We start from the raw sequence: 18,222 nt of genomic DNA, 5'->3' as shown, positions 1-18,222 counted from the left end.
ACTGCAGCCAGCGACTACCGGTCGGTGTGAATCAGTCCGAAGTCGAAACCGGCCTCGTGCTCGCGGGCGTCCTCGTAGACGACGCGGGCCGCCGCGACGTCCTGGATCGCGAGCCCGGTGGAGTCGAAGACCGTGACGCCGGTGTCGTCCTCGCGGGCCGCCTTCTCGCCGACGACGAGTTCGCCGATCTCGCCGTAGATATCGTCGTCCGTAAGCGTCCCCTCGTTGTAGGGGACGTTGACCTCGCCGGAGTGGGTACACTGTTTGTGATCGTCGATAACGACGGTCGATTCGAGCAGCAGCTCGTCGGACAGCTCGTGTTTCCCCTCGGCGTCGGCGCCGATAGCGTTAATGTGGGTGTGGTCACCGACGTCCTCGAGGCCGACGACGGGATCTCGGACCGGCGTCACCGTCGAGAGGACGTCGCAGTGTCCCGCCTCGGAGATCGAGCCCGTGCGGACGTCGAACTCGTCGTCGTAGGCGTCGATGAACCGCTGGACGCGGTCGTCGTCGAGGTCGCTGACGACGACCTCCTCGATCGGACGGATCGCGCTGATCGCGTCGAGCTGGGTGTAAGACTGGACGCCCGCCCCGATGAGTCCCATCGACGTGGCGTCTTCGACGGCGAGGTAGTCGGTGGCGACGGCCGCCGCCGCCCCCGTTCGTTTCATCGTCAGCGCGGTTCCGTCCATGATCGCCAGCGGCGAAGCGGTCTCGGGGTCGGAGTAGATCATCGTCCCCAGCACGGTCGGCAGATCGTGGTCCTCGGGGTTGTCGGGGTGGACGTTGACCCACTTGACGCCCGCCGCGTCCCACTCGCCCGCGTCCAGATAGGCGGGCATCGATCGGAAGTCGCCGTTGTACTTGGGGAGGTCGATGTAGGATTTGGCCGGCATCTGGGCGTCGCCGCGCTCGTAGGCGCCGAAGGCGTCCTCGACCGCACCGATGACGTCCGCCATCCGCGCGTGCTCGTCGACGTCGTCGCTGTCCAGGAGAAGCGTCTGCATATCGGCGAATATTGCGGGCTGGTACTTAAGTCGTGCTAACTGTCGAGCGTACCCGCGGCTGTCGGGACAAGCGGCGAAAGAAATCGACGTGTGGGCCGACGATCGGTCGAAGACGATACGCGAACGGATGGGTGGGTGGCCGAGCGGGCCGATCCGACCCTCGCGGGTCGCACACTCCCCGCTCGAATAGTTGAGGTTCTTCGAACCTCGCTTACATCATGCCGCCCATACCGCCACCCATGCCGCCCATGCCGCCGCCCATACCGCCGCCTGGCGGCATCTCCTCGTCATCATCGTCGTCGGCGACCGCGAGGTCGCCCGCGGCGATGACGTCGTCGATGCGCAGCAGCATGACGGCAGCCTCGGTGGCGGACTCGATCGCCTGGGTCTTCACTCGCAGCGGCTCGTAGACGCCTTCCTCGCCCATGTCGATCGTGTCGCCCGTGAAGGCGTCCAGTCCGGCAGCCTCGTTGCCGCCGTCGTGGTCGGCGCGCAGCTCGACCAGCGAGTCGATGGGGTCGAGACCGGCGTTCTCCGCGAGCGTGCGCGGGATGACCTCGAGGGCGTCCGCGAACGCCTCGACGGCCAGCTGCTCGCGCCCGCCGACGGAGTCGGCGTAATCCCGCAGGGCAAGCGAGAGCTCGACCTCGGGGGCGCCGCCGCCCGCGAGGACTTTGCCGTCTTCGAGGGTCGTCCGGACCACGCCCAGCGAGTCCTCGATGGCACGGTCGACCTCGTCGATGACGTGCTCGGTGCCACCGCGCAGGATGAGGGTGACGGCCTTGGCGTCGTCGACGTCCTCGACGAAGATGCGCTGGTCGCCGGCGATCTCCTTCTGGGCGACGCTGCCGGCGAAGCCGAGGTCGTCCTCGGTCAGGTCGTCGACGCTGGTGACGGGGGAGGCGCCGGTCGCGCGGGCCAGCTGGCTCTGGTCGCTGGACTTGACGCGACGAACGGCGATGATGCCCTCCTGTGCGAGGTAGTGCTGGGCCATGTCGTCGATGCCGCCGTCGACGAAGACGACGTCGGCGCCAGCGTCGGCGACCTTCTGGGCCATCTCCTGGAGCTGCTGTTCTTCCTGCTCGAGGAACTGCTCGAGCTGGTCGGGATCGGTGACGTTGACCTCGGCGTCGATCTCGGTCTCCTGAATCTCGAGGTCGCCGTCGACGATCGCGACGTTGGCGTCCTCGGCGAAGTACGGCATGTTCTCGGAGACCCGTTCCTTGTCGACGATGACGCCCTCGACGAGCTCGGAGTTCTCGATCGAGCCGCCGACGACCTTCTCGACTTTGATGTTGTCCGTGTCGATCTCGTCGTCGTCGGCGACCGACTGGACGGCGTCGACGACGAGTCCGGCGAGCAGGTCGCGGGCGCTCTCGGCGCCCTTGCCGGTCATCGCCGTCGCGGCGATCTGGTGGAGGATCTCGTCGTCGTCCTCGTCGACGTCGACGGCGATCTCCTCGAGGGCCTCCGTGGCCTCCTCGGCGGCCTGGCGGTACCCCTGGGCGAGGGTGGTCGCGTGGATGTCCTGGTCGAGGAGGTCCTCGGCCTGACTGAGGAGTTCACCGGCGACGACGACGGCGCTCGTGGTACCGTCGCCAACCTCGTCCTCCTGGGTCTCGGCGACTTCGACGATCATGTCCGCTGCGGGGTGGTCGATCTCCATCTCCGAGAGCAGCGTCACGCCGTCGTTGGTGACGATGACGTTGCCCGAGGAGTCGACGAGCATCTTGTCCATCCCCTTGGGACCGAGTGTGGTCCGTACCGACTCGGCGACCGCCTTGCCGGCCTGGACGTTCATCGACTGAGCGTCCTTACCGGACGTTCGCTGGCTGTCCTCCGAGAGAACGATAAGGGGCTGGTTGCCCATCTGCTGTTGTGCCATAGTCAGACGAAGGATTGATTGCTATTCTATATAAGTGTTACGCTGTCGGCTGCAGCTGATCGACAGACTCGAACGCGACGGCGTAACACGGAACCGGCGAAGACCGTTGAAGAGTGATCGGCCACCGCACGTTCTCGCGTCGGTACCGCGCTCGTGTCGGCGCTGATCCGTTCCGGGTCACCTCGTCGCCCGAACCGCCGGAGTTTTGCTCGCGCTCCCGTGCCCGTGACGTATGGAGGATCGACAACGAGAGGTCGCGGCGTTCGTCGCCGAACACGACCTCGAGACGCCGCCCGCGTACCGACTGCTCGATCTCGTCTCAGAGGTCGGCGAACTCGCGAAAGACGCCAACGAGTCGACGGAGTACGGTGACGACCCCGACGAGCTCGAGATCAGCGCCGACGAGCTCGGGGACGTGCTCTTCGCGACGCTTGCGGTCGCCGACGCCCTCGAAATCGACGCCGACACGGCCCTCGACGAGGCACTCGCGAAGTACGACCGCCGGCTCTCGATGGACGGATCACCGGGCTCCGGCGAGTAGCGTCGGCACCGACTACGGGGCCGGATCGCCCGCGAGCTCGAGGACGTCGACGGTCGCCTCGCGAACCGACTCGAGGACGTCCGGCGGGGCGTAGACACCGAGCCGCCAGATCTCGCGCGCGCAGGCGTCGAGACCGGCGACCAACGGCGAGCGGTCGCCGAGCCGCTGGGGTTCGCCGTCGACGAGAATCCGAGCTCGGGACTCCGGCGACGAGGACGTGCCGGGACTGTCGAGGATCACGGCCGACGGATCGGCGCCGGCGACGTCCGCGATCTCACGCTCGAGGGCGCGGGTGCGGTCGTACGAAAGATCGACGAACGTCTCGGGGACGTCCTCGCGTCTGGCCCAGGCCGCGCGCTTGTAGAGCCGTCGGTTACGCAGACGGCTCGCGAACTCGGCGGTCGGCTCGTAGTCGGCGAGGACGCCTAGCAGCTCCTCGTCGGTCAGGCGGGCGAACGCGTCGGGATCGGCGACCCCGTCGGCGAGGACGCGCTCGCTGGCGCGATCGAGCATCGCGCCGGCGATCCGGGAGACGTGGTGGCGGTAGACGGTCGCGTTCATCAGCGTTCGGGCGATCAGGGCGCTTTCGGCGCTGGCGACGCTGTCGTCGGCGATGACCAGCTCGCCGTCGACGAGCCGGAACGCCCGGATTAGCCGCGCGTGGTCGATCGTTCCGTAGGGGACGCCGGTGTGGTGGGCGTCCCGGACGAGGTAGTCCATCCGATCGACGTCGAGCGGGCCCGAGACGAGCTCGCCCAGCGGCCCGCGACCGTCGACGGTCGCCGCGACGGCGTCGAGATCGATCCCCTGTTCCTCGAGGACCGTCCCGAGTTCCGTCTCCGCGAGGAGCCACCCGATCTCGTCGTGGTGGCGCCCGAGGTGGCGTTCGATCGCGCGCTCGGTCTGGTGACCGAACGGGCCGTGGCCGACGTCGTGGACCAGCGCGGCGGCCCGCAGGCGGTCGGCGAGGGCGTCTTCGAGGTCGAGCTGGTCGACGGCCCGCGAGGCGAGATGATAGACGCCGAGGCTGTGCTCGAAGCGGGTGTGGTTCGCGGCAGGATAGACGAGCTGGACGGTGCTCAGCTGCCGGACGTACCGGAGCCGTTGCATCGGCTCGGTATCGAGCAGCGCCTCCGCTGTCGGATGGAGTTCGATGTAGTCGTGAACGCTGTCCTTGATCGTCGTCACGACCGACAGTCGGCGGACCGGACTCTTAGCCGCGATGGTCTCGGTGTCGACTGGGAACCGATCTCAGACCTACTGTGTGGCGACCGGTGCGAGCAGCGCACGGTCGATCTGTGTGTAGGTATCCTCGAGCGAGCCCGAGTTGTCGATCGTAAGGTGGTCGCAGTCGAGGGGGTCGAACGTCTCACGCAGCTGAAGGTACTGTTCGAACCGGGCGTCGCTGACGGAATCAGTTCGACTTTCGATGCGGTCCTTGACGACCGAGAGGTCACAGTCGACGTGGACGAACGTGCAGTCGGCGCCGACGGCGTCTGCGATCTCGCCGGCCCGATCGCGGTACGGTTTCGACTGGAACGTCGCGTCGAGGACGACGTCGGTACCAGCCGAGAGGTCCTCGCGAGCGAGCCCGAGCAGCTCGGTGTAGGTCGCGTCGGTCTCCTCGCTCGTGTAGTCGGGGTCGGGGAAGAGCCGTTTGCGGACCCGGTCGCTTCGGTAGCGCTCGGCCCCGAGCTGTTCGGCAGTGTAGGCGGAGGCGACCGATTTGCCGACACCGGGCAAGCCACAGTAGACGATCAGCGTTGGGCGGGCCACAGGATGTGGTCTGTCGTACTGGTATTAAATCCGACCGAATTCTTCCGACCCAGCACGCTTCCAGTCGTATTTTATCGGACACGTACCGATAAATATGAAAAGAGCAAAATAACGCGTGAAATTATCATTGTTTTTATCCCGGCTCGGTTCACCTACTAGATATGGCGCAGACACCACGCCGTGGCGACAGCACCCGACGAACGTTCCTGGCGGCCTCCGGGGGAGCCGCGCTCGCAGGGCTGGCTGGTTGTCTCGGAGAAACCGGTGACGGAGACGACAACGGCGGCGACGCCGTTCGATTCATTCTCAATCCGGCAGAGGAACAGACCGACATCATCGAGGAGTACACCCCGATGAAGGAGTACCTCGAGGACGAAACCGGTGCCGACATCGAGCTCATTCGTGCCGGCAGCTACGTCGAGACCCTCGAAGCCCTCGACGCGAACCAGGCCGAGATGGCCGACACGTCGCCGACGGCAGTGCCCGGTGGCGAAGGGTTCGCCGACGTCCTCGGAATGCGAACAGCCTTCGGCGGGCCGCTGTACTTCTCGACGATCATCACCACGCCGGACAGCGACATCGAGAGCGTCGAGGACCTCGAGGGTGAGTCGGTGGCAGCCGGCGCGCTGATGTCGTTCAGCGGGACGCTGGCGCCGGCGACGATGCTAAGCGACGCGGGACTGGATATCGGCACCTTCCCGCAAGGAGACGCCGAGGATCTGGAGATCCAGACCGCAGGCGACCACGACACGGCCCGCGAGCAGATGGTCAACGACGACACAGTCGCGGCCGCGACGACGGGTGCGTTCGCGTCCGCACCGCAGATTCCCCAGGAGGCGTTCGACGAGTACGAGGAGTTCGTCGAACACTCCGCGGAGTACGACGACGCGGGGAGCGCACTCGAGGACGGCGCGGACGAACTGCAGCTGCTCGACGTCTCGGAGCCGCTTCCCCGAGCGCCGATCATGGCTCGAAGCGAGTGGGACGACCCCGTCCGCGAAGACATCGTCGAGGCGTTGCTCGCGGCCGAAGAGGAGGATCTCATCCCCGAGGACGTCGACGACGACTACGAACTCTGGTTCACCGGAATCGAGGAAGCCGACAGAGACGACTACGAACCGGTCAACGAGGTCCTCGACGAGCTGGGGCTCGAATTCGAAGACTTTGAGGAGGAGTAGCCGGCAGAGAGACTACATAGGGCAATCGAATTATTATGTCCGCAATCCGGGTTGAAAACCTTACAAAACGGTACGGAGAGACCGTCGCACTGAACGACGTCTCGTTCGAGATCGCCGAGGGGGAGTTCGTGATCGTGCTCGGTATCTCGGGATCGGGGAAATCGACGCTCCTGCGGTGTATCAACGGGCTTACCGCGCCGACGGAGGGTGCGGTGTACGTGCAGGATGAACCGGTCACGTCCCATCGACAGGACGTCTCGATGGTCTTCCAGCAGCACAACGTTATCGAGGGGATGAGCGCGTACTCCAACGCCCTCACCGGGGCGTTGAGTCGGGCCGACTACATGGAGAGTCTCCTCCGGTTCAACGATCGAGAGGACAAGATCAAAGCGCTCGAGGCGCTCGAGACCGTCGGGCTGCTCGACGAGGCCGAACAGCGGGCCAGTCGCATGAGCGGCGGCCAACAACAGCGGGTCGGTATCGCGAGAGCGCTCGTCCAGGATTCGGATATCCTTCTCGCCGACGAACCGGTCGCGAGCCTCGATCCCGGGAGCGCACAGACCGTGATGGGGTATCTCCGTACCGCGGCGGAACAGCGCGGCCTGACCGCGATGATCAGCCTCCACCAGGTTAACCTCGCCCGGCAGTTCGGACAGCGGTTCATCGGACTCGCCGACGGAGAGTTGGTCTTCGACGGCTACGGCGACGAGCTGACGCTTGACGTCATCGACGAACTGTACGGCGGTATCGATATGGAGGAGTTCCTGTCGACCGGCAACGACACGGCGGAGGCACAGCAATGAGTGCGGATACGGCGATCGAACAACGGTTAGAGGAGATCCGGCTGACCCGTCGGGTGCGCTGGATCATGTACGCGCTCTTCTCGGTGGTGTTCGTCGCCGCGCTGTACGGCTCGATCCGGCTGATGGATTTCTCGTTTAGCTATCTTTACCAGCAGTGGCCGTACTTCACCGATCAGGTCGTCAACTACGTTCCGGATCTCGAGTTCCTCATCGAGGAGAACCTGCCGCTCGAGGCCGGGATCACGCTCGCGATGGGATTCGTCGGGACCGTCTTTGGCATCCCGTTCGCGCTCGCACTCGGCGTTCTGGGGAGCGGTCGGGTAACTCCTTTCCCGTTTAACTTCATCTTCCGCTCGATCATGGCCGTCTCCCGTGCGATCCCCGCGCTGGTGTGGTTCTTCATCTTCATCCCGCTGAGCGGGCTGGGGGCGATCACCTCGACGATCGCGATCTTCGTCAGCACGATCGGTAACCTCGGTCGTCTCTTTACCGACGAACTCGAGGAGGTCAAGGAAGGCCCCATCGAGGCGATGGAGACCACCGGCGCGTCGAAATCCCAGACGGTCACCTTCGGGATGTTGAGCCAGGTCAAGACCTCCTTTATCGCCTGGACGCTGTACATCTTCGAAGTCAACGTCCGACAGGCCGTCACGCTCGGACTGCTGGGCGGCGGCGGGATCGGCGTCGTCATCGAGGTCCAGCAGGGGATGCGGGCCTACGACAACATGATGGCCGGCATTCTGGTCGTCTTCGTGCTGATCGTCGTCGTCGAGATGATCAGCCAGCGGATCCGTTCGTACCTCCGGGACGACGAGGAGGCCGACGGACTGATCGCGCTCATCGTCGGCTTCCCACAGCGGATGGCGGAATCGGCCGTCAAGTAGAACCGCTCGCCGGCGCTCTTTTCAGTCGATCTCGATTCCGAGCGATCGCGCTCGTTCGAGAAACAGCGTCTTCGCGTCCGTAGCGGGATCGATATCGTCGGGGACGTACTTGAGGGCGGGCTTCTCGCGGATCTCGTTCGGAAAGTGAACCGCGAGCTCGTAGCGGCCGACGTCGGCGTCGACCGTGTCGACGAGCCGTTCCGCGTTGGCCGTCAGCTCGAGCCCGACGGCGTCGCGGACGGCCGTCTGGAGCCGTCGCTCGGCGCGCGTGTATCCGGGGAGGCTCCGCTTGACCGGCGCGGGGACGTCCGAGAGGTAGGCCTCGCTGGCGTCGTGGAGCAGTCCCCACTGCTGTGCCGACCGATCCCCGCCGCGGGCCTCGACCTCGCGGCTGACGTGGACCGAGTGGCGAGCGACGCTGTAGAAGTACTTCCCCTGTCCAGTGAACCGACTGAGATTCGAGAGCGCGTGGGCCACGTCGACGAGGTCGATCCGCTCTGGCGTCGGCGAGAGCGGCGTGATCGTCCCGCCAGTCCGGGTGTCGATCGGTGCGTGTCCGCCGTCGGCCGCCGCGAGGAGATCCTGCAGCTCCCCGACGACCGACTCCGCTCGACGCCGAAGCTCGTCGTCGGGCTCCTCGGCCGTTCGTAGCGCCCCTATCAGGGCCGTGACCTCCTCTTCGAGTCCGTCGGCGTCTACCACATCGACGTCCTCGTTCGAATCCGCCATACAGTGGCCGATCCGCGAGCAGAGAGAAAGGTGTGGCGTTGTAGCTACGGTGTCGACTCCGGATTCGAATTTAAGTACCGAAGCGCGGCCAACACCGTCCGTGATCGACGACGCCATCCGCGTCCTCGCGGGCGACTGTACCGTCATCGCGGAGGACAGCGATCAATCGGAGTACCGCGGCCGAGTGACGACTCTCGTCAAGCCCGACAACACCGTCCTCGTCCACGACGTCGACGGCTACCAGCCAGTCGCCTGGCTCACCCGGGCCGACAGCGTCTCGAGCGACCGGGCGAACGACTTCACGCTCGTCGCGAAGAAAGACACCCAGACCCTGCGGATCGCCGCCCACGATCAGGACGGGTTCGCCCACTACCCGTCCTCGGCGGCGGGGACGCCCGTCGGTTCCTGTCCGGACTGTGGCGGTGCACTCGTTCGCTCCTCGGGGGTCCACTGCGTCGACTGCGGCGACCGGTACGGGATCCCCTCCGACGCGACGATCCGCGAGGAACGCTGTGGCTGTGGCCTCCCGCGAATGCGCGTCGAGCGCGGGCTCGCGTTCGACGTCTGTCTCGACCGGGGCTGCGAGTCGCTGGACGAGGCCGTCCGCGAGGCGTTCGACCGCGAGTGGAACTGTCCGGAGCCGAACTGCGACGGCGACCTGCGGATCCTCCGCCGGGGCGGGCTGATCGCCGGCTGCGAGCACTACCCCGACTGCGACACCGGGTTCGCGATCCCCGCCGGCGTCCTCGACGGCGACTGCGGTTGCGGGCTACCGACCTTCGAGACCGGAACCGGCGCGCGCTGTCTCGACGCGACCTGCGGGCGGGTCGGCGAGTACCGGGTCGAGGCCGGCGTCGACGACTGATCCGGCCGGATCGCCACGGACAGCTCGTGTCCGGGCGCGATCCACAGCCACTTAGTGATGTCCGGCAAAGAATCGCGTATGTCACTCGAGGGGCGGTTCGAGGACGGCGTCGTCCGCGTCGGTGGCGACGCCCGCCAGCGCTATCACGACTCGCGGGGCTACGGCTACCCGCTTGCGGGCAACGAGATCGCCCTCGCGCCGGTCGAGGCGGCACATCTACTCTACCGGGGCGATCTCGCGGCCGTCGTCGACGGCGACGAGCGACTCGACTTCCGATCGTTGTTGGCCCGCGAGCCCGGCCCCGACTTCGGGGTTCGCTTTCTGGTCTATGCCGACCTCCGTGAGCGAGGCTTCTACCTTTCGCCGGCCGCCGAGCCGTGGATCGAGGATCCACCGGAGACGGAGTTCGCCGTCTTTCCCCGCGGAAAAGGACCCGACGACGGCGAGATCGCCTACGCCCTGCAGGTTCTCGGAGAGCGAACCGACGTCGCCGGACGGGACCTCGAGGACGGCGTCCTCGCGGTCGTCGACGAGGAAAGCGAGATCACGTACTTCGAGGTGAGCCGACGGGACCCGTCGGGATCCTCCGCGACGGGACTCCCTGACGGCTGTAGCGCGGATCTGCTCGCCGACCGGGTCGTCGTCTGGGAGCCGCCCCTGGAGCTGTACGAACGGACGTTCTACGGCCAGCCCCTCGAGGGTCGGGAGTACGACGAGCCGACGCTGCAGTGTTCCCTGCTCGAGGCGACCTACCTCGCCGAGCGGGGCGCGCTCGGCCTCGATCCCGCGGCGGTCCGGGAGCGGGGCCGCGAGGTCGAGGGCGAGCGGTTCGATCGCCGACTGCGGGTCTACGCCGAACTCCGCGAGCGCAATATCGTCCCCAAGACCGGATACAAGTTCGGCGCGGACTTCCGGACCTACGCCGACGTCGAGAGCGTCGAGGATCTCGGTCACTCCGAACTGCTGGTGCGGGTCCATCCCGCCGATCACGTCTTCGAGCCTCGCGACATCGCCCTCGACGTTCGGCTGGCCCACGGGGTCCGCAAGACGATGGTGTTCGCGCTGGTCGCCGAGGACGACATCGAGTGGTGGTCGGTCGAGCGGCTGACGCCCTGAGGAATTCCACGACCGTTGCCTACAGGCGAGATAATTACCGTTCCAAGTACCACGAGAGAGTTCAGGTTCGAATCCCGGCTACTGGTGTTCGAGTCCCGGAATCGAACCCCCTTCGTGCTCGAGCAGGCGCCGTTTCAGCGCCAGGCCGCCGGCGTACCCGCCGAGCGAGTCGTGACCCACGACGCGGTGACAGGGGACGACGACGGGGACCGGGTTCCGGCCGCAGGCCTGCCCGACGGCGATCGGTGCCGTCTCGAGGTCGGCCGCGAGGTCGCCGTAGGTGCGGGTCTCGCCGAACGGAATCGCCGCGATCGGTCGCATAACGGCTCCCGTGAAATCGTCGGGGTACGCTATCTCGAGGACGAACGTCTCGCGGGCACCGTCCTCGTACTCACGGAGCTGGTCGCGAATCGTCTCCGAGGACGCCTCGATTCTCGAGTCGTCGATTTCGATCCCGTGGTCGAACACGTGACTCCACATTCGGTCCCGGTTGGGTTCGCTGACGGTTCACGCTACCGATCGCCGTGGCTTGACTCACTCGGGGCGTCCGTCTCGAGGCAGTCGAACGTCGTCGAGAGCTCGACTCCCCAGTCGTAGTCTTCGACGGTCGTCGCGTCCAGGTAGTCGGTAGCGTCGAGCCGGTGACTCGCGAGGAAACGCAACGTTTCGCCGAGCGAGTACTCGAGATCCTGCGTCTCCGCCGACGGCTCGAAATCAATCGCCGTCGTCTCCAAATCGTCGGCGGCGATACCATCCAGTAGCTCGTCAGCGACCGCAGGGATCGGCTGATGGAACGAATACTCGTCCCCGAAATAGAAGCAGTACATCTCGTCGACGCCGTTGAGATCGTGACGGACCACCCGCGTTCGCTCCGGATCCGCCTTGACGAGCCGGTGAACCGCGACCGTCTTCGTTCTGTACAGGGCCTTCTTCCTGAGCGAGTAGACGCGAGCCCGGGCACCGTCGCCGATCCGGTACGCTCGATCGGCTTCGGTGTCGAACCGTTTCGCGTGGCGATTGATCGCGTGAACCGCCGCGAGGACGTCGTCGGTCTGTGGCAACGGGTCGAGCGCCTCGTAGTCGACGCGCGGGTGTCGAGGCGACGGGTCGATATCCACCGTCTCGACCTCGGGCTCGGTCGGCCACTCTTCTAGCTCATCGAGGATTTCGACACCGCTGATTCGGCCGACCTCGAGCCGGTCGAAGCCGTTGGTTCGCGACGCTGCGTCCTCGGCGTGCAGAACGGAGAGAACGAGCTCCGGGGTCGATAGCGGAACCGGCGGCCGATCGGGTCCGTCATCAGCGGGGGGTTCCCACTCCTGGATCAGCGGTGACGCCTCCGGAATCGGCTCGAGGTGGTCGAACGACCAATCGTCGCGCTCGCTTTCGTAGAGCGCATCCTCCCGACTGGCCCACACCTCGAGCCGTCGGGCGGTGTTCGAAAACGGTTCGCCGACGGCGGCGCCGTCCGCGTTCCAGTGTCATCCGAGTCCGGTTCGCTCCCACTCCGACGCCGGTATGTGGAGGCCGCCGAACCTGCGACGTTGCGCCCACCATCGACTACGTCAGCACGCTCGATCACGGCATCGAGGTGCGAAACGGACAGTTCGATGGTCGGCGGCGTTCCGCTTCGATACGGTTTCGTGGGTACCGTGAGCGTCTCGTCCGTTAAGTGGATTCTGGCGGGAGAGTCGGTGTTTGTAACCAGTTTGTGAGCGATATGGTCCGGAGAGTGTTCGATATTCGGGATCAGTTCAGTACGTGCATACTCTCATAATCCGACAAAAACCTGCGTCGAACGAGGGTCGACGCGTCGTTCGACGGCGATCGAGGGTACGATTCGTGGAGATGGCGACAACCGTTTCACGAGCCGACTCTCGACGGATCGACCTCGAGTCGCGAAGCCGAAGCCTTTTGCGCGCTGGCGCGCCAAAACGCAGCTAATGACCGGAGACGAGTCAGTCGAGGAGTCCGAGTCAGGGGAACCGCTCGCGGATGGTGGAGCAGCAGGCGCGGATGACGTCGCGCTGGATCCGTGGGGCTCCTCGGCCGTCTCCGACTACCGGAAGCTGTTCGAGGAGTTCGGCATCGAGAAGTTCGACGACGTCCTCGAGGAGGTGCCGAACCCCCACTACCTGATGCGTCGCGGGGTCATCTTCGGCCACCGGGACTACCGACCCGTCGCCGAAGCGCTGCGGGAGGGCGAGGACGCCGCCGTCCTCTCGGGCTTTATGCCCACCGGCGACCCCCACATCGGCCACAAGCTGGTCTTCGACGAGATCATCTGGCACCAGCAGCAGGGTGCCGACGCCTACGGGCTAATCGCCGACCTCGAGGCGAACTCGGCCCGCGGGATGAGCTGGGACGAGATCGACGAGCACGCTCGGGACTACCTCCTCTCTTTGCTCGCGCTCGGGTTCGACCCCGACGAGGGAACGCTGTACCGCCAGTCGACGAACCGCGAGCTGCAGGATCTGGCCTTCGAGCTCGGCGCCGACGCCAACTTCTCGGAGCTGGAGTCGATCTACGGCTTCGACGGCGAGACCGACGTCTCGCACATGCAGTCGGTCGTCACCCAGATGGCCGACATCCTCTACCCCCAGCTCGAGGAGCCCAAACCGACCGTCATCCCGGTCGGTCCCGATCAGGACCCCCACGTTCGCCTGGCCCGCGATCTGGCCGAGCGCACCCGCTTTTTCAAGGTCTCGAAGGCCTACGCGAGCTTCGAGCTCGAGCCCGAAGAGCGCGACCTCGTCGCCGACTTTCACGAGAAACTCGACCCGGAAGCCTTCGACGACGACCAGCTGCGCTGTGTCCACGTCGCCGAGGCGATCGAGGAGACCCCCCTCGAGGAGCTCGCCGTCCCCGCCGACACGCTCAGTTCGGTCCTGACGAAACTCGAGGAAGCCGGTATGGAGCCCGTCCGCCCGCGGACGCGCTTTTTCGACCGCCGGGCGACCGACGAGGCGTTCGACGCGCTGATCGACGCGATCGACGGCGAGAAACGCGTTTACGAGAACCACGTCGACGCCTTCGAGCTCGAGGTCGGCGCGGCCGAGGAGCTGGCCCGCGAGGTCGAGGTCGAGAACGGCGGCTACGGGTTCCGCCCGCCGTCCTCGATCTACCACCGCTTCATGACTGGGTTGACCGGCGGGAAGATGTCCTCCTCGGTGCCGGCGAGTCACATCTCCCTGCTGGACGATCCCGAGGACGGCTACGACAAGGTCAAGGCCGCCACGACGGGCGGTCGCGAGACCGCGGAGGAACAACGCGAAAAAGGTGGGAAGGCCGACGAGTGTCCCGTCTACGAGCTGTACGCCTACCTACTGGCGAGCGACGACGACGAGTTCGCAAAGCGAGTGTACGACGAGTGCGTCGGCGGCGAACGGCTCTGTGGCGACTGCAAGGAACAGGCCGCCCAGCTCATGAAGGAGTTCCTCGAGGAACACCAGGAGAAACGCGACGAGGTCGAAGGGTTGCTCGAGGACGCCGACATCGAGCTCGAGTCGCCGCGGACGGCCTGATTAACTCCTCCGAGGGAGTCATAGACCGGTTCCTATACCTCTTTTCAACCACTCGACAGACGGTACGTACATATCTGTACGTAGCGGTTGGTACACTGGAATAAGGATGAGAGCAGCTCCACGAGAATAACTCTATGACACGCTTTCCTCCAGCTACCCGTATTGTTTCTCCGTGACGGCCCCTCGTCAGCCGCCGCTGGGTGGGACTTTCGGAGTAGTGCTGTCGCGTGGAACACTACCGGCCGAAGGATGAATCCCGACTAGTGAACGTTGCGTAACGCTTTTGCACCACAGTTGCAATCGTTCGCATATGGCATCCGAACCCGGCGATCGGTGCGTCGTCCGCCAGTCAGCTACGGCTCAGGGGTTCGGCTTCTTTTTCGCCCGGTAACCGGGCCGGTAGAGCCGAGGACGACCACACCGATCGTCCTCAGCGAAACCGTCCGCGACCGTCGCGCCCTCGAGCAGCGCCCGAGTCGGGCAGTCCGATCGAGGAGCGCGCGCCGAACGGAGTCGGAACCGCTAACTGACCGACCGACAGCCATTCAGACAAGCGAATGCAACTACCAGAATCACAGGTCGCGGTCTTGGAGGCCGCGAACGCCGACGAGGCGACGCCCGTCGACGCCCTCGCCGCGGCGACCGACCTGCCGCCCGAAACCGTCACCGGGGCGGCCTTCGAGCTCGAGGAGCAGGAACTGGTCGCCGTCACGGAGCGCGTCGACGAAACGATCTCGCTCACCAACGAGGGACGCACGTACGTCGAGGACGGCCTGCCCGAGGTTCGGCTCTACGAGGCCGCCCTCGAGGCCAGTGCCGACGCCGACCCCGCCCAGATGGGGCAGGTCATCGGCACCTCCGGACTCGAGGGCGACGAGGTCGACATCGCGCTCTCGAACTACGCTCGGAAGGGGTACGGCTCGATCGACAGCGGCGAGCTCACGGCCGATCCCGACGCCGACCCCGCCGCGGATCCGGAGGCCACCGCCCTCGAATCGCTCGTCGACGAGGGAACACTCGAGGGGAGCGAGGACGTCCTCGAACAGCTCGAGCGCCGCGGGCTCGCCGAGGTCACAGAATCGACGGTCCGCGAGGTCGAACTCACCGAGCAAGGCGTCACGGAGCTGATGGCTGGTGTCGAGACCGCAGAGACGGTCGGCCAGGTAACGCCCGAGCTACTCACCAGCGGCGAGTGGGACGAGGTCGAGTTCGCCGAGTACAACGTCGAGGCCGACGCCGAAACCGTCGAGGGCGGTCGGGTACACGTCCTTCGGGAGATGTCTGAACGGGTCAAGGACGTCCTCGTCGGGATGGGGTTCGAGGAGATGGACGGCCCCCACGTCGACGCGGACTTCTGGATCAACGACTGCCTGTTTATGCCCCAGGACCACCCCGCCCGCACGCACTGGGATCGATTCGCCCTGGAACAGCCGACTCACATCGACGACCTCCCCGAGGACCTCGTCGACGCCGTCGAGCGTGCCCACCGCGAGGGCGTCGGCGAAGATGGCGAGGGTTACCACTCCCCGTGGGACGAAGAGTTCGCCCGCGCGCTCGCGCTGCGCGGACACACGACCTCGCTGTCCACGCGGTACCTCTCGGGCGAAGAGATCGGCGAGATCGAACCGCCCGCCCGCTTTTTCAGCGTCGAGAAGGCCTACCGCAACGACACCCTGGACGCGACCCACCTGCTCGAATTCTACCAGATCGAGGGCTGGGTGATGGCCGAGGATCTCTCCGTTCGAGATCTGATGGGCACCTTCGAGGAGTTCTACGCCCAGTTCGGGATCGAGGACATCCGATTTAAACCCCACTACAACCCCTACACCGAACCGAGCTTCGAGCTGTTCGGTACTCACCCCACGACGGGCGAACTGATCGAGATCGGCAACTCCGGGATCTTCCGCGAGGAGATGTTAGAACCGCTCGGAGTCGACTGTGACGTCATGGCCTGGGGGCTGGCCCTCGAACGGCTCGCCATGCTCACGACCGGTGCGGAGGACATCCGCGACCTCCACGGGACGCTTGCCGACCTCGAGTTCCTGCGGAACGCGGAGGTGACCTACTGATGCCAACCGTCGACATCGACCCCGACGAGCTGCGCGAGCTGACCGGCCACGAGGAGAAAAGCGACGAGGAACTGCAGGAGGATCTGTTCGGGCTCGGCCTCGAGTTCGAGGGCTGGACCGAGGACGACGAGTTCGAACTCGAGTTCGCACCCGACCGTCTGGACCGGCTCTCGGTCGAGGGCGTCGCGCGCTCGATGCGGTACCAGTACGGCGACGCCCAAGGCGTTCACGTTCCCTCGACGAACAGCGCCGACTGGACCATCGAGGTCGAGGAGTCGGTACCCGACGAGCGACCGTACGTCACGGGCGCGGTGATCCGCGACGTCGATCTCGACGAGGACGGTCTGGACTCGCTCATCCAGCTCCAGGAGAAGCTCCACGCGACGATGGGCCGCAAGCGCGCGAAGGGCGCGATCGGGATTCACGATCTGACGATGCTGCGGGGCAGTCCGGCCACCGAAGGTAATCCGACGATCCGGTACGTCGGCGTCGAGCCCGACGAGGACCGGTTCGTGCCCCTCGATGCCGACACCGAGATGACGCCCGGGGAGGTCCTCGAGGAGCACCAGACGGGCCGCGAGTACGCCGAGCTGGTCAGCGAGTACGAGCGCTACCCCGCGATCTACGACGATCTCGGGCTGTTCTCGTTTCCGCCGGTGATCAACGGTCGTCGGACCGAGGTCTCGACCGATTCGCGCGATCTGTTCGTCGAGATGACCGGCACCGATCAGTGGACGATCGACAAGATGCTCAACATCGTCTGCTACGCGCTCGCGGCACGAGGTGCGACCCTCGAAGACGTTCGGGTTGAGTACCACGACGGCGAGTTAGTGCGTCCCGACCTCTCGACGAAGACGAAGCGAATCCCCCACGACCGCATCGAGAGCATCCTCGGGATCGGCCTCGACCCTGACGAAGTGATCGACCTGGCCGAACGCTCGGGGCTCGACGCCGCGAGAAGCGAGGACGGAGCGACGGATGACGACGAGAGCACCATCACACCCCTGGAAGACCGAGACGGGCTCGAGGAACGGGGTGGCACGGAGGGTTCGAGCGAGTCGGAAGCCGACGACGCCGCGTCGACGGACGACCTCGTCTACGAGGTTACGATCCCGCCCTATCGCGTCGACGTCCTCCACCCGCTGGACGTGATCGACGACCTCGGGCGGGCCTACGGGTTCAACGACCTCGAGCCCCGGTATCCCGAGGTCGGCACCGTCGGCGGCCGCCACGACCGATCCCGGCTCGAGCGCGCGGTCCGAACGCAGCTCGTCGGACTGGGCTTCGAGGACCTGCTGAACTTCCACATGATCGACGAGGAACAGAACTACGAGCGCCTCGACGTGGAACCGGGAACGGACGCCTACGGCACGGGCGAGCCCGCGACGATCAAAGAACCCTACAGCGAGGACTTCACGATGCTACGAACCTGGACGCTGCCCTCGCTGTTGCAGGTCCTCGAGAACAACACCCACCGCGCGTATCCCCAACATCTCTCGGAGGTCGGCTTCGCCGCCAAACTCGACGAAACCGAGAACACCGGCGTCGCCGAGGGACGTCACGTCGGCGCCGTCCTCGCCGACCACGAGGCCGGCTACGAGGACGCCAAGGCGCGTCTCCAGGCGATCGCTCGCGACTTCGACGCCACCCTCGAGACGCCCGCGACCGAGCATCCGACCTTCATCCCGGGTCGGGCGGCCGACGTCGTCCTCGACGGCGAGGTCGTCGGCGTCGTCGGCGAGATTCATCCGAAGGTCCTCGTCGAACACGATCTCGAGGTCCCCGTCGCCGCGTTCGAGTTTGATCTCAAGGCGCTCCGGTAGCTGGCCGAACGACGGTCGGTTC

General features: G+C 65.8%; 16 protein-coding genes. 9 read left to right on the top strand and 7 right to left on the bottom strand.

The window, feature by feature from the left end:
- Window positions 1-14 precede the first annotated feature (14 nt).
- On the bottom strand, window positions 15-1,007 hold the full coding sequence (locus tag NATOC_RS12075) for an alanine dehydrogenase (protein ID WP_015321732.1): 993 nt from the start codon (window positions 1,005-1,007) through the stop codon (window positions 15-17).
- Between the two features lie 211 nt (window positions 1,008-1,218).
- Window positions 1,219-2,877, bottom strand: a complete 1,659-nt coding sequence (gene thsA, locus NATOC_RS12070) for a thermosome subunit alpha (RefSeq protein ID WP_049888762.1) — start codon at window positions 2,875-2,877, stop codon at window positions 1,219-1,221.
- Between the two features lie 247 nt (window positions 2,878-3,124).
- Here thsA and NATOC_RS12065 point away from each other — a divergent pair, with 247 nt between their 5' ends.
- Window positions 3,125-3,433 (top strand): MazG nucleotide pyrophosphohydrolase domain-containing protein, encoded by a 309-nt coding sequence (locus NATOC_RS12065; RefSeq protein ID WP_015321730.1) that lies wholly within the window; start codon window positions 3,125-3,127, stop codon window positions 3,431-3,433.
- 12 nt (window positions 3,434-3,445) lie between these two features.
- Here NATOC_RS12065 and NATOC_RS12060 read toward each other — a convergent pair whose 3' ends face one another.
- On the bottom strand, window positions 3,446-4,621 hold the full coding sequence (locus tag NATOC_RS12060) for an HD domain-containing protein (RefSeq protein ID WP_015321729.1): 1,176 nt from the start codon (window positions 4,619-4,621) through the stop codon (window positions 3,446-3,448).
- Window positions 4,622-4,690: 69 nt separating this feature from the next.
- Complete coding sequence (locus tag NATOC_RS12055) at window positions 4,691-5,209, bottom strand: AAA family ATPase (RefSeq protein ID WP_015321728.1); 519 nt, start codon at window positions 5,207-5,209, stop codon at window positions 4,691-4,693.
- 161 nt (window positions 5,210-5,370) lie between these two features.
- On the opposite strand from NATOC_RS12055, the gene NATOC_RS12050 reads away from it, so the two are divergent.
- The 3 genes from NATOC_RS12050 to phnE are packed head-to-tail and all read left to right on the top strand — an operon-like array spanning window position 5,371 to window position 8,074.
- Window positions 5,371-6,387 (top strand): PhnD/SsuA/transferrin family substrate-binding protein, encoded by a 1,017-nt coding sequence (locus tag NATOC_RS12050; protein WP_015321727.1) that lies wholly within the window; start codon window positions 5,371-5,373, stop codon window positions 6,385-6,387.
- Window positions 6,388-6,422: 35 nt separating this feature from the next.
- Complete coding sequence (gene phnC / locus NATOC_RS12045; RefSeq protein ID WP_015321726.1) at window positions 6,423-7,190, top strand: phosphonate ABC transporter ATP-binding protein; 768 nt, start codon at window positions 6,423-6,425, stop codon at window positions 7,188-7,190.
- Window positions 7,187-8,074 carry a phosphonate ABC transporter, permease protein PhnE gene (phnE, locus tag NATOC_RS12040; RefSeq protein ID WP_015321725.1) on the top strand — a complete coding sequence of 296 codons (888 nt, stop codon included), beginning with the start codon at window positions 7,187-7,189 and terminating at the stop codon, window positions 8,072-8,074. Before phnC ends, phnE begins: the two co-directional genes overlap by 4 nt.
- A 21-nt stretch (window positions 8,075-8,095) precedes the next feature.
- Here phnE and NATOC_RS12035 read toward each other — a convergent pair whose 3' ends face one another.
- Entirely contained in the window at window positions 8,096-8,803 is a 708-nt protein-coding gene (locus NATOC_RS12035) for a hypothetical protein (protein WP_015321724.1), read from the bottom strand.
- A 100-nt stretch (window positions 8,804-8,903) separates the two neighbouring features.
- Here NATOC_RS12035 and NATOC_RS12030 point away from each other — a divergent pair, with 100 nt between their 5' ends.
- Window positions 8,904-9,668: a hypothetical protein gene (locus NATOC_RS12030; protein WP_015321723.1), complete on the top strand. Its 765-nt coding sequence runs from the start codon at window positions 8,904-8,906 to the stop codon at window positions 9,666-9,668.
- Window positions 9,669-9,746: 78 nt separating this feature from the next.
- On the top strand, window positions 9,747-10,784 hold the full coding sequence (endA, locus tag NATOC_RS12025; protein WP_015321722.1) for a tRNA-intron lyase: 1,038 nt from the start codon (window positions 9,747-9,749) through the stop codon (window positions 10,782-10,784).
- Window positions 10,785-10,862: 78 nt separating this feature from the next.
- Here endA and NATOC_RS12020 read toward each other — a convergent pair whose 3' ends face one another.
- Window positions 10,863-11,264 carry a methylated-DNA--[protein]-cysteine S-methyltransferase gene (locus NATOC_RS12020; protein ID WP_015321721.1) on the bottom strand — a complete coding sequence of 134 codons (402 nt, stop codon included), beginning with the start codon at window positions 11,262-11,264 and terminating at the stop codon, window positions 10,863-10,865.
- 32 nt (window positions 11,265-11,296) lie between these two features.
- Window positions 11,297-12,202 (bottom strand): hypothetical protein, encoded by a 906-nt coding sequence (locus tag NATOC_RS12015; protein WP_015321720.1) that lies wholly within the window; start codon window positions 12,200-12,202, stop codon window positions 11,297-11,299.
- A gap of 525 nt (window positions 12,203-12,727) precedes the next feature.
- On the opposite strand from NATOC_RS12015, the gene NATOC_RS12010 reads away from it, so the two are divergent.
- From NATOC_RS12010 to NATOC_RS12000, 3 genes are all read left to right on the top strand, one after another.
- Window positions 12,728-14,308: a tryptophan--tRNA ligase gene (locus tag NATOC_RS12010; RefSeq protein WP_015321719.1), complete on the top strand. Its 1,581-nt coding sequence runs from the start codon at window positions 12,728-12,730 to the stop codon at window positions 14,306-14,308.
- 557 nt (window positions 14,309-14,865) lie between these two features.
- Window positions 14,866-16,377 (top strand): phenylalanine--tRNA ligase subunit alpha, encoded by a 1,512-nt coding sequence (gene pheS / locus NATOC_RS12005; protein ID WP_015321718.1) that lies wholly within the window; start codon window positions 14,866-14,868, stop codon window positions 16,375-16,377.
- Entirely contained in the window at window positions 16,377-18,200 is a 1,824-nt protein-coding gene (locus tag NATOC_RS12000) for a tRNA ligase subunit PheS family protein (RefSeq protein ID WP_015321717.1), read from the top strand. The genes pheS and NATOC_RS12000 overlap by 1 nt, the downstream gene beginning before the upstream one ends.
- Window positions 18,201-18,222 lie beyond the last annotated feature (22 nt).

The sequence above is a fragment of the Natronococcus occultus SP4 genome, from assembly GCF_000328685.1.
Taxonomy (GTDB): Archaea; Halobacteriota; Halobacteria; order Halobacteriales; family Natrialbaceae; genus Natronococcus; species Natronococcus occultus.
This window is presented reverse-complemented; position numbering and strand designations above follow the sequence as displayed.

What these genes read in the sequence shown, in the direction of transcription:
- NATOC_RS12000 (WP_015321717.1), top strand. Translation starts at nt 16,377, where the DNA reads ATGCCAACCGTCGACATCGACCCCGACGAGCTGCGCGAGCTGACCGGC.
- NATOC_RS12050 (WP_015321727.1), top strand. Translation starts at nt 5,371, where the DNA reads ATGGCGCAGACACCACGCCGTGGCGACAGCACCCGACGAACGTTCCTG.
- thsA (WP_049888762.1), bottom strand. Translation starts at nt 2,877, where the DNA reads ATGGGCAACCAGCCCCTTATCGTTCTCTCGGAGGACAGCCAGCGAACG.
- endA (WP_015321722.1), top strand. Translation starts at nt 9,747, where the DNA reads ATGTCACTCGAGGGGCGGTTCGAGGACGGCGTCGTCCGCGTCGGTGGC.
- pheS (WP_015321718.1), top strand. Translation starts at nt 14,866, where the DNA reads ATGCAACTACCAGAATCACAGGTCGCGGTCTTGGAGGCCGCGAACGCC.
- NATOC_RS12065 (WP_015321730.1), top strand. Translation starts at nt 3,125, where the DNA reads ATGGAGGATCGACAACGAGAGGTCGCGGCGTTCGTCGCCGAACACGAC.
- NATOC_RS12035 (WP_015321724.1), bottom strand. Translation starts at nt 8,803, where the DNA reads ATGGCGGATTCGAACGAGGACGTCGATGTGGTAGACGCCGACGGACTC.
- phnC (WP_015321726.1), top strand. Translation starts at nt 6,423, where the DNA reads ATGTCCGCAATCCGGGTTGAAAACCTTACAAAACGGTACGGAGAGACC.
- NATOC_RS12020 (WP_015321721.1), bottom strand. Translation starts at nt 11,264, where the DNA reads ATGTGGAGTCACGTGTTCGACCACGGGATCGAAATCGACGACTCGAGA.
- NATOC_RS12075 (WP_015321732.1), bottom strand. Translation starts at nt 1,007, where the DNA reads ATGCAGACGCTTCTCCTGGACAGCGACGACGTCGACGAGCACGCGCGG.
- phnE (WP_015321725.1), top strand. Translation starts at nt 7,187, where the DNA reads ATGAGTGCGGATACGGCGATCGAACAACGGTTAGAGGAGATCCGGCTG.
- NATOC_RS12010 (WP_015321719.1), top strand. Translation starts at nt 12,728, where the DNA reads ATGACCGGAGACGAGTCAGTCGAGGAGTCCGAGTCAGGGGAACCGCTC.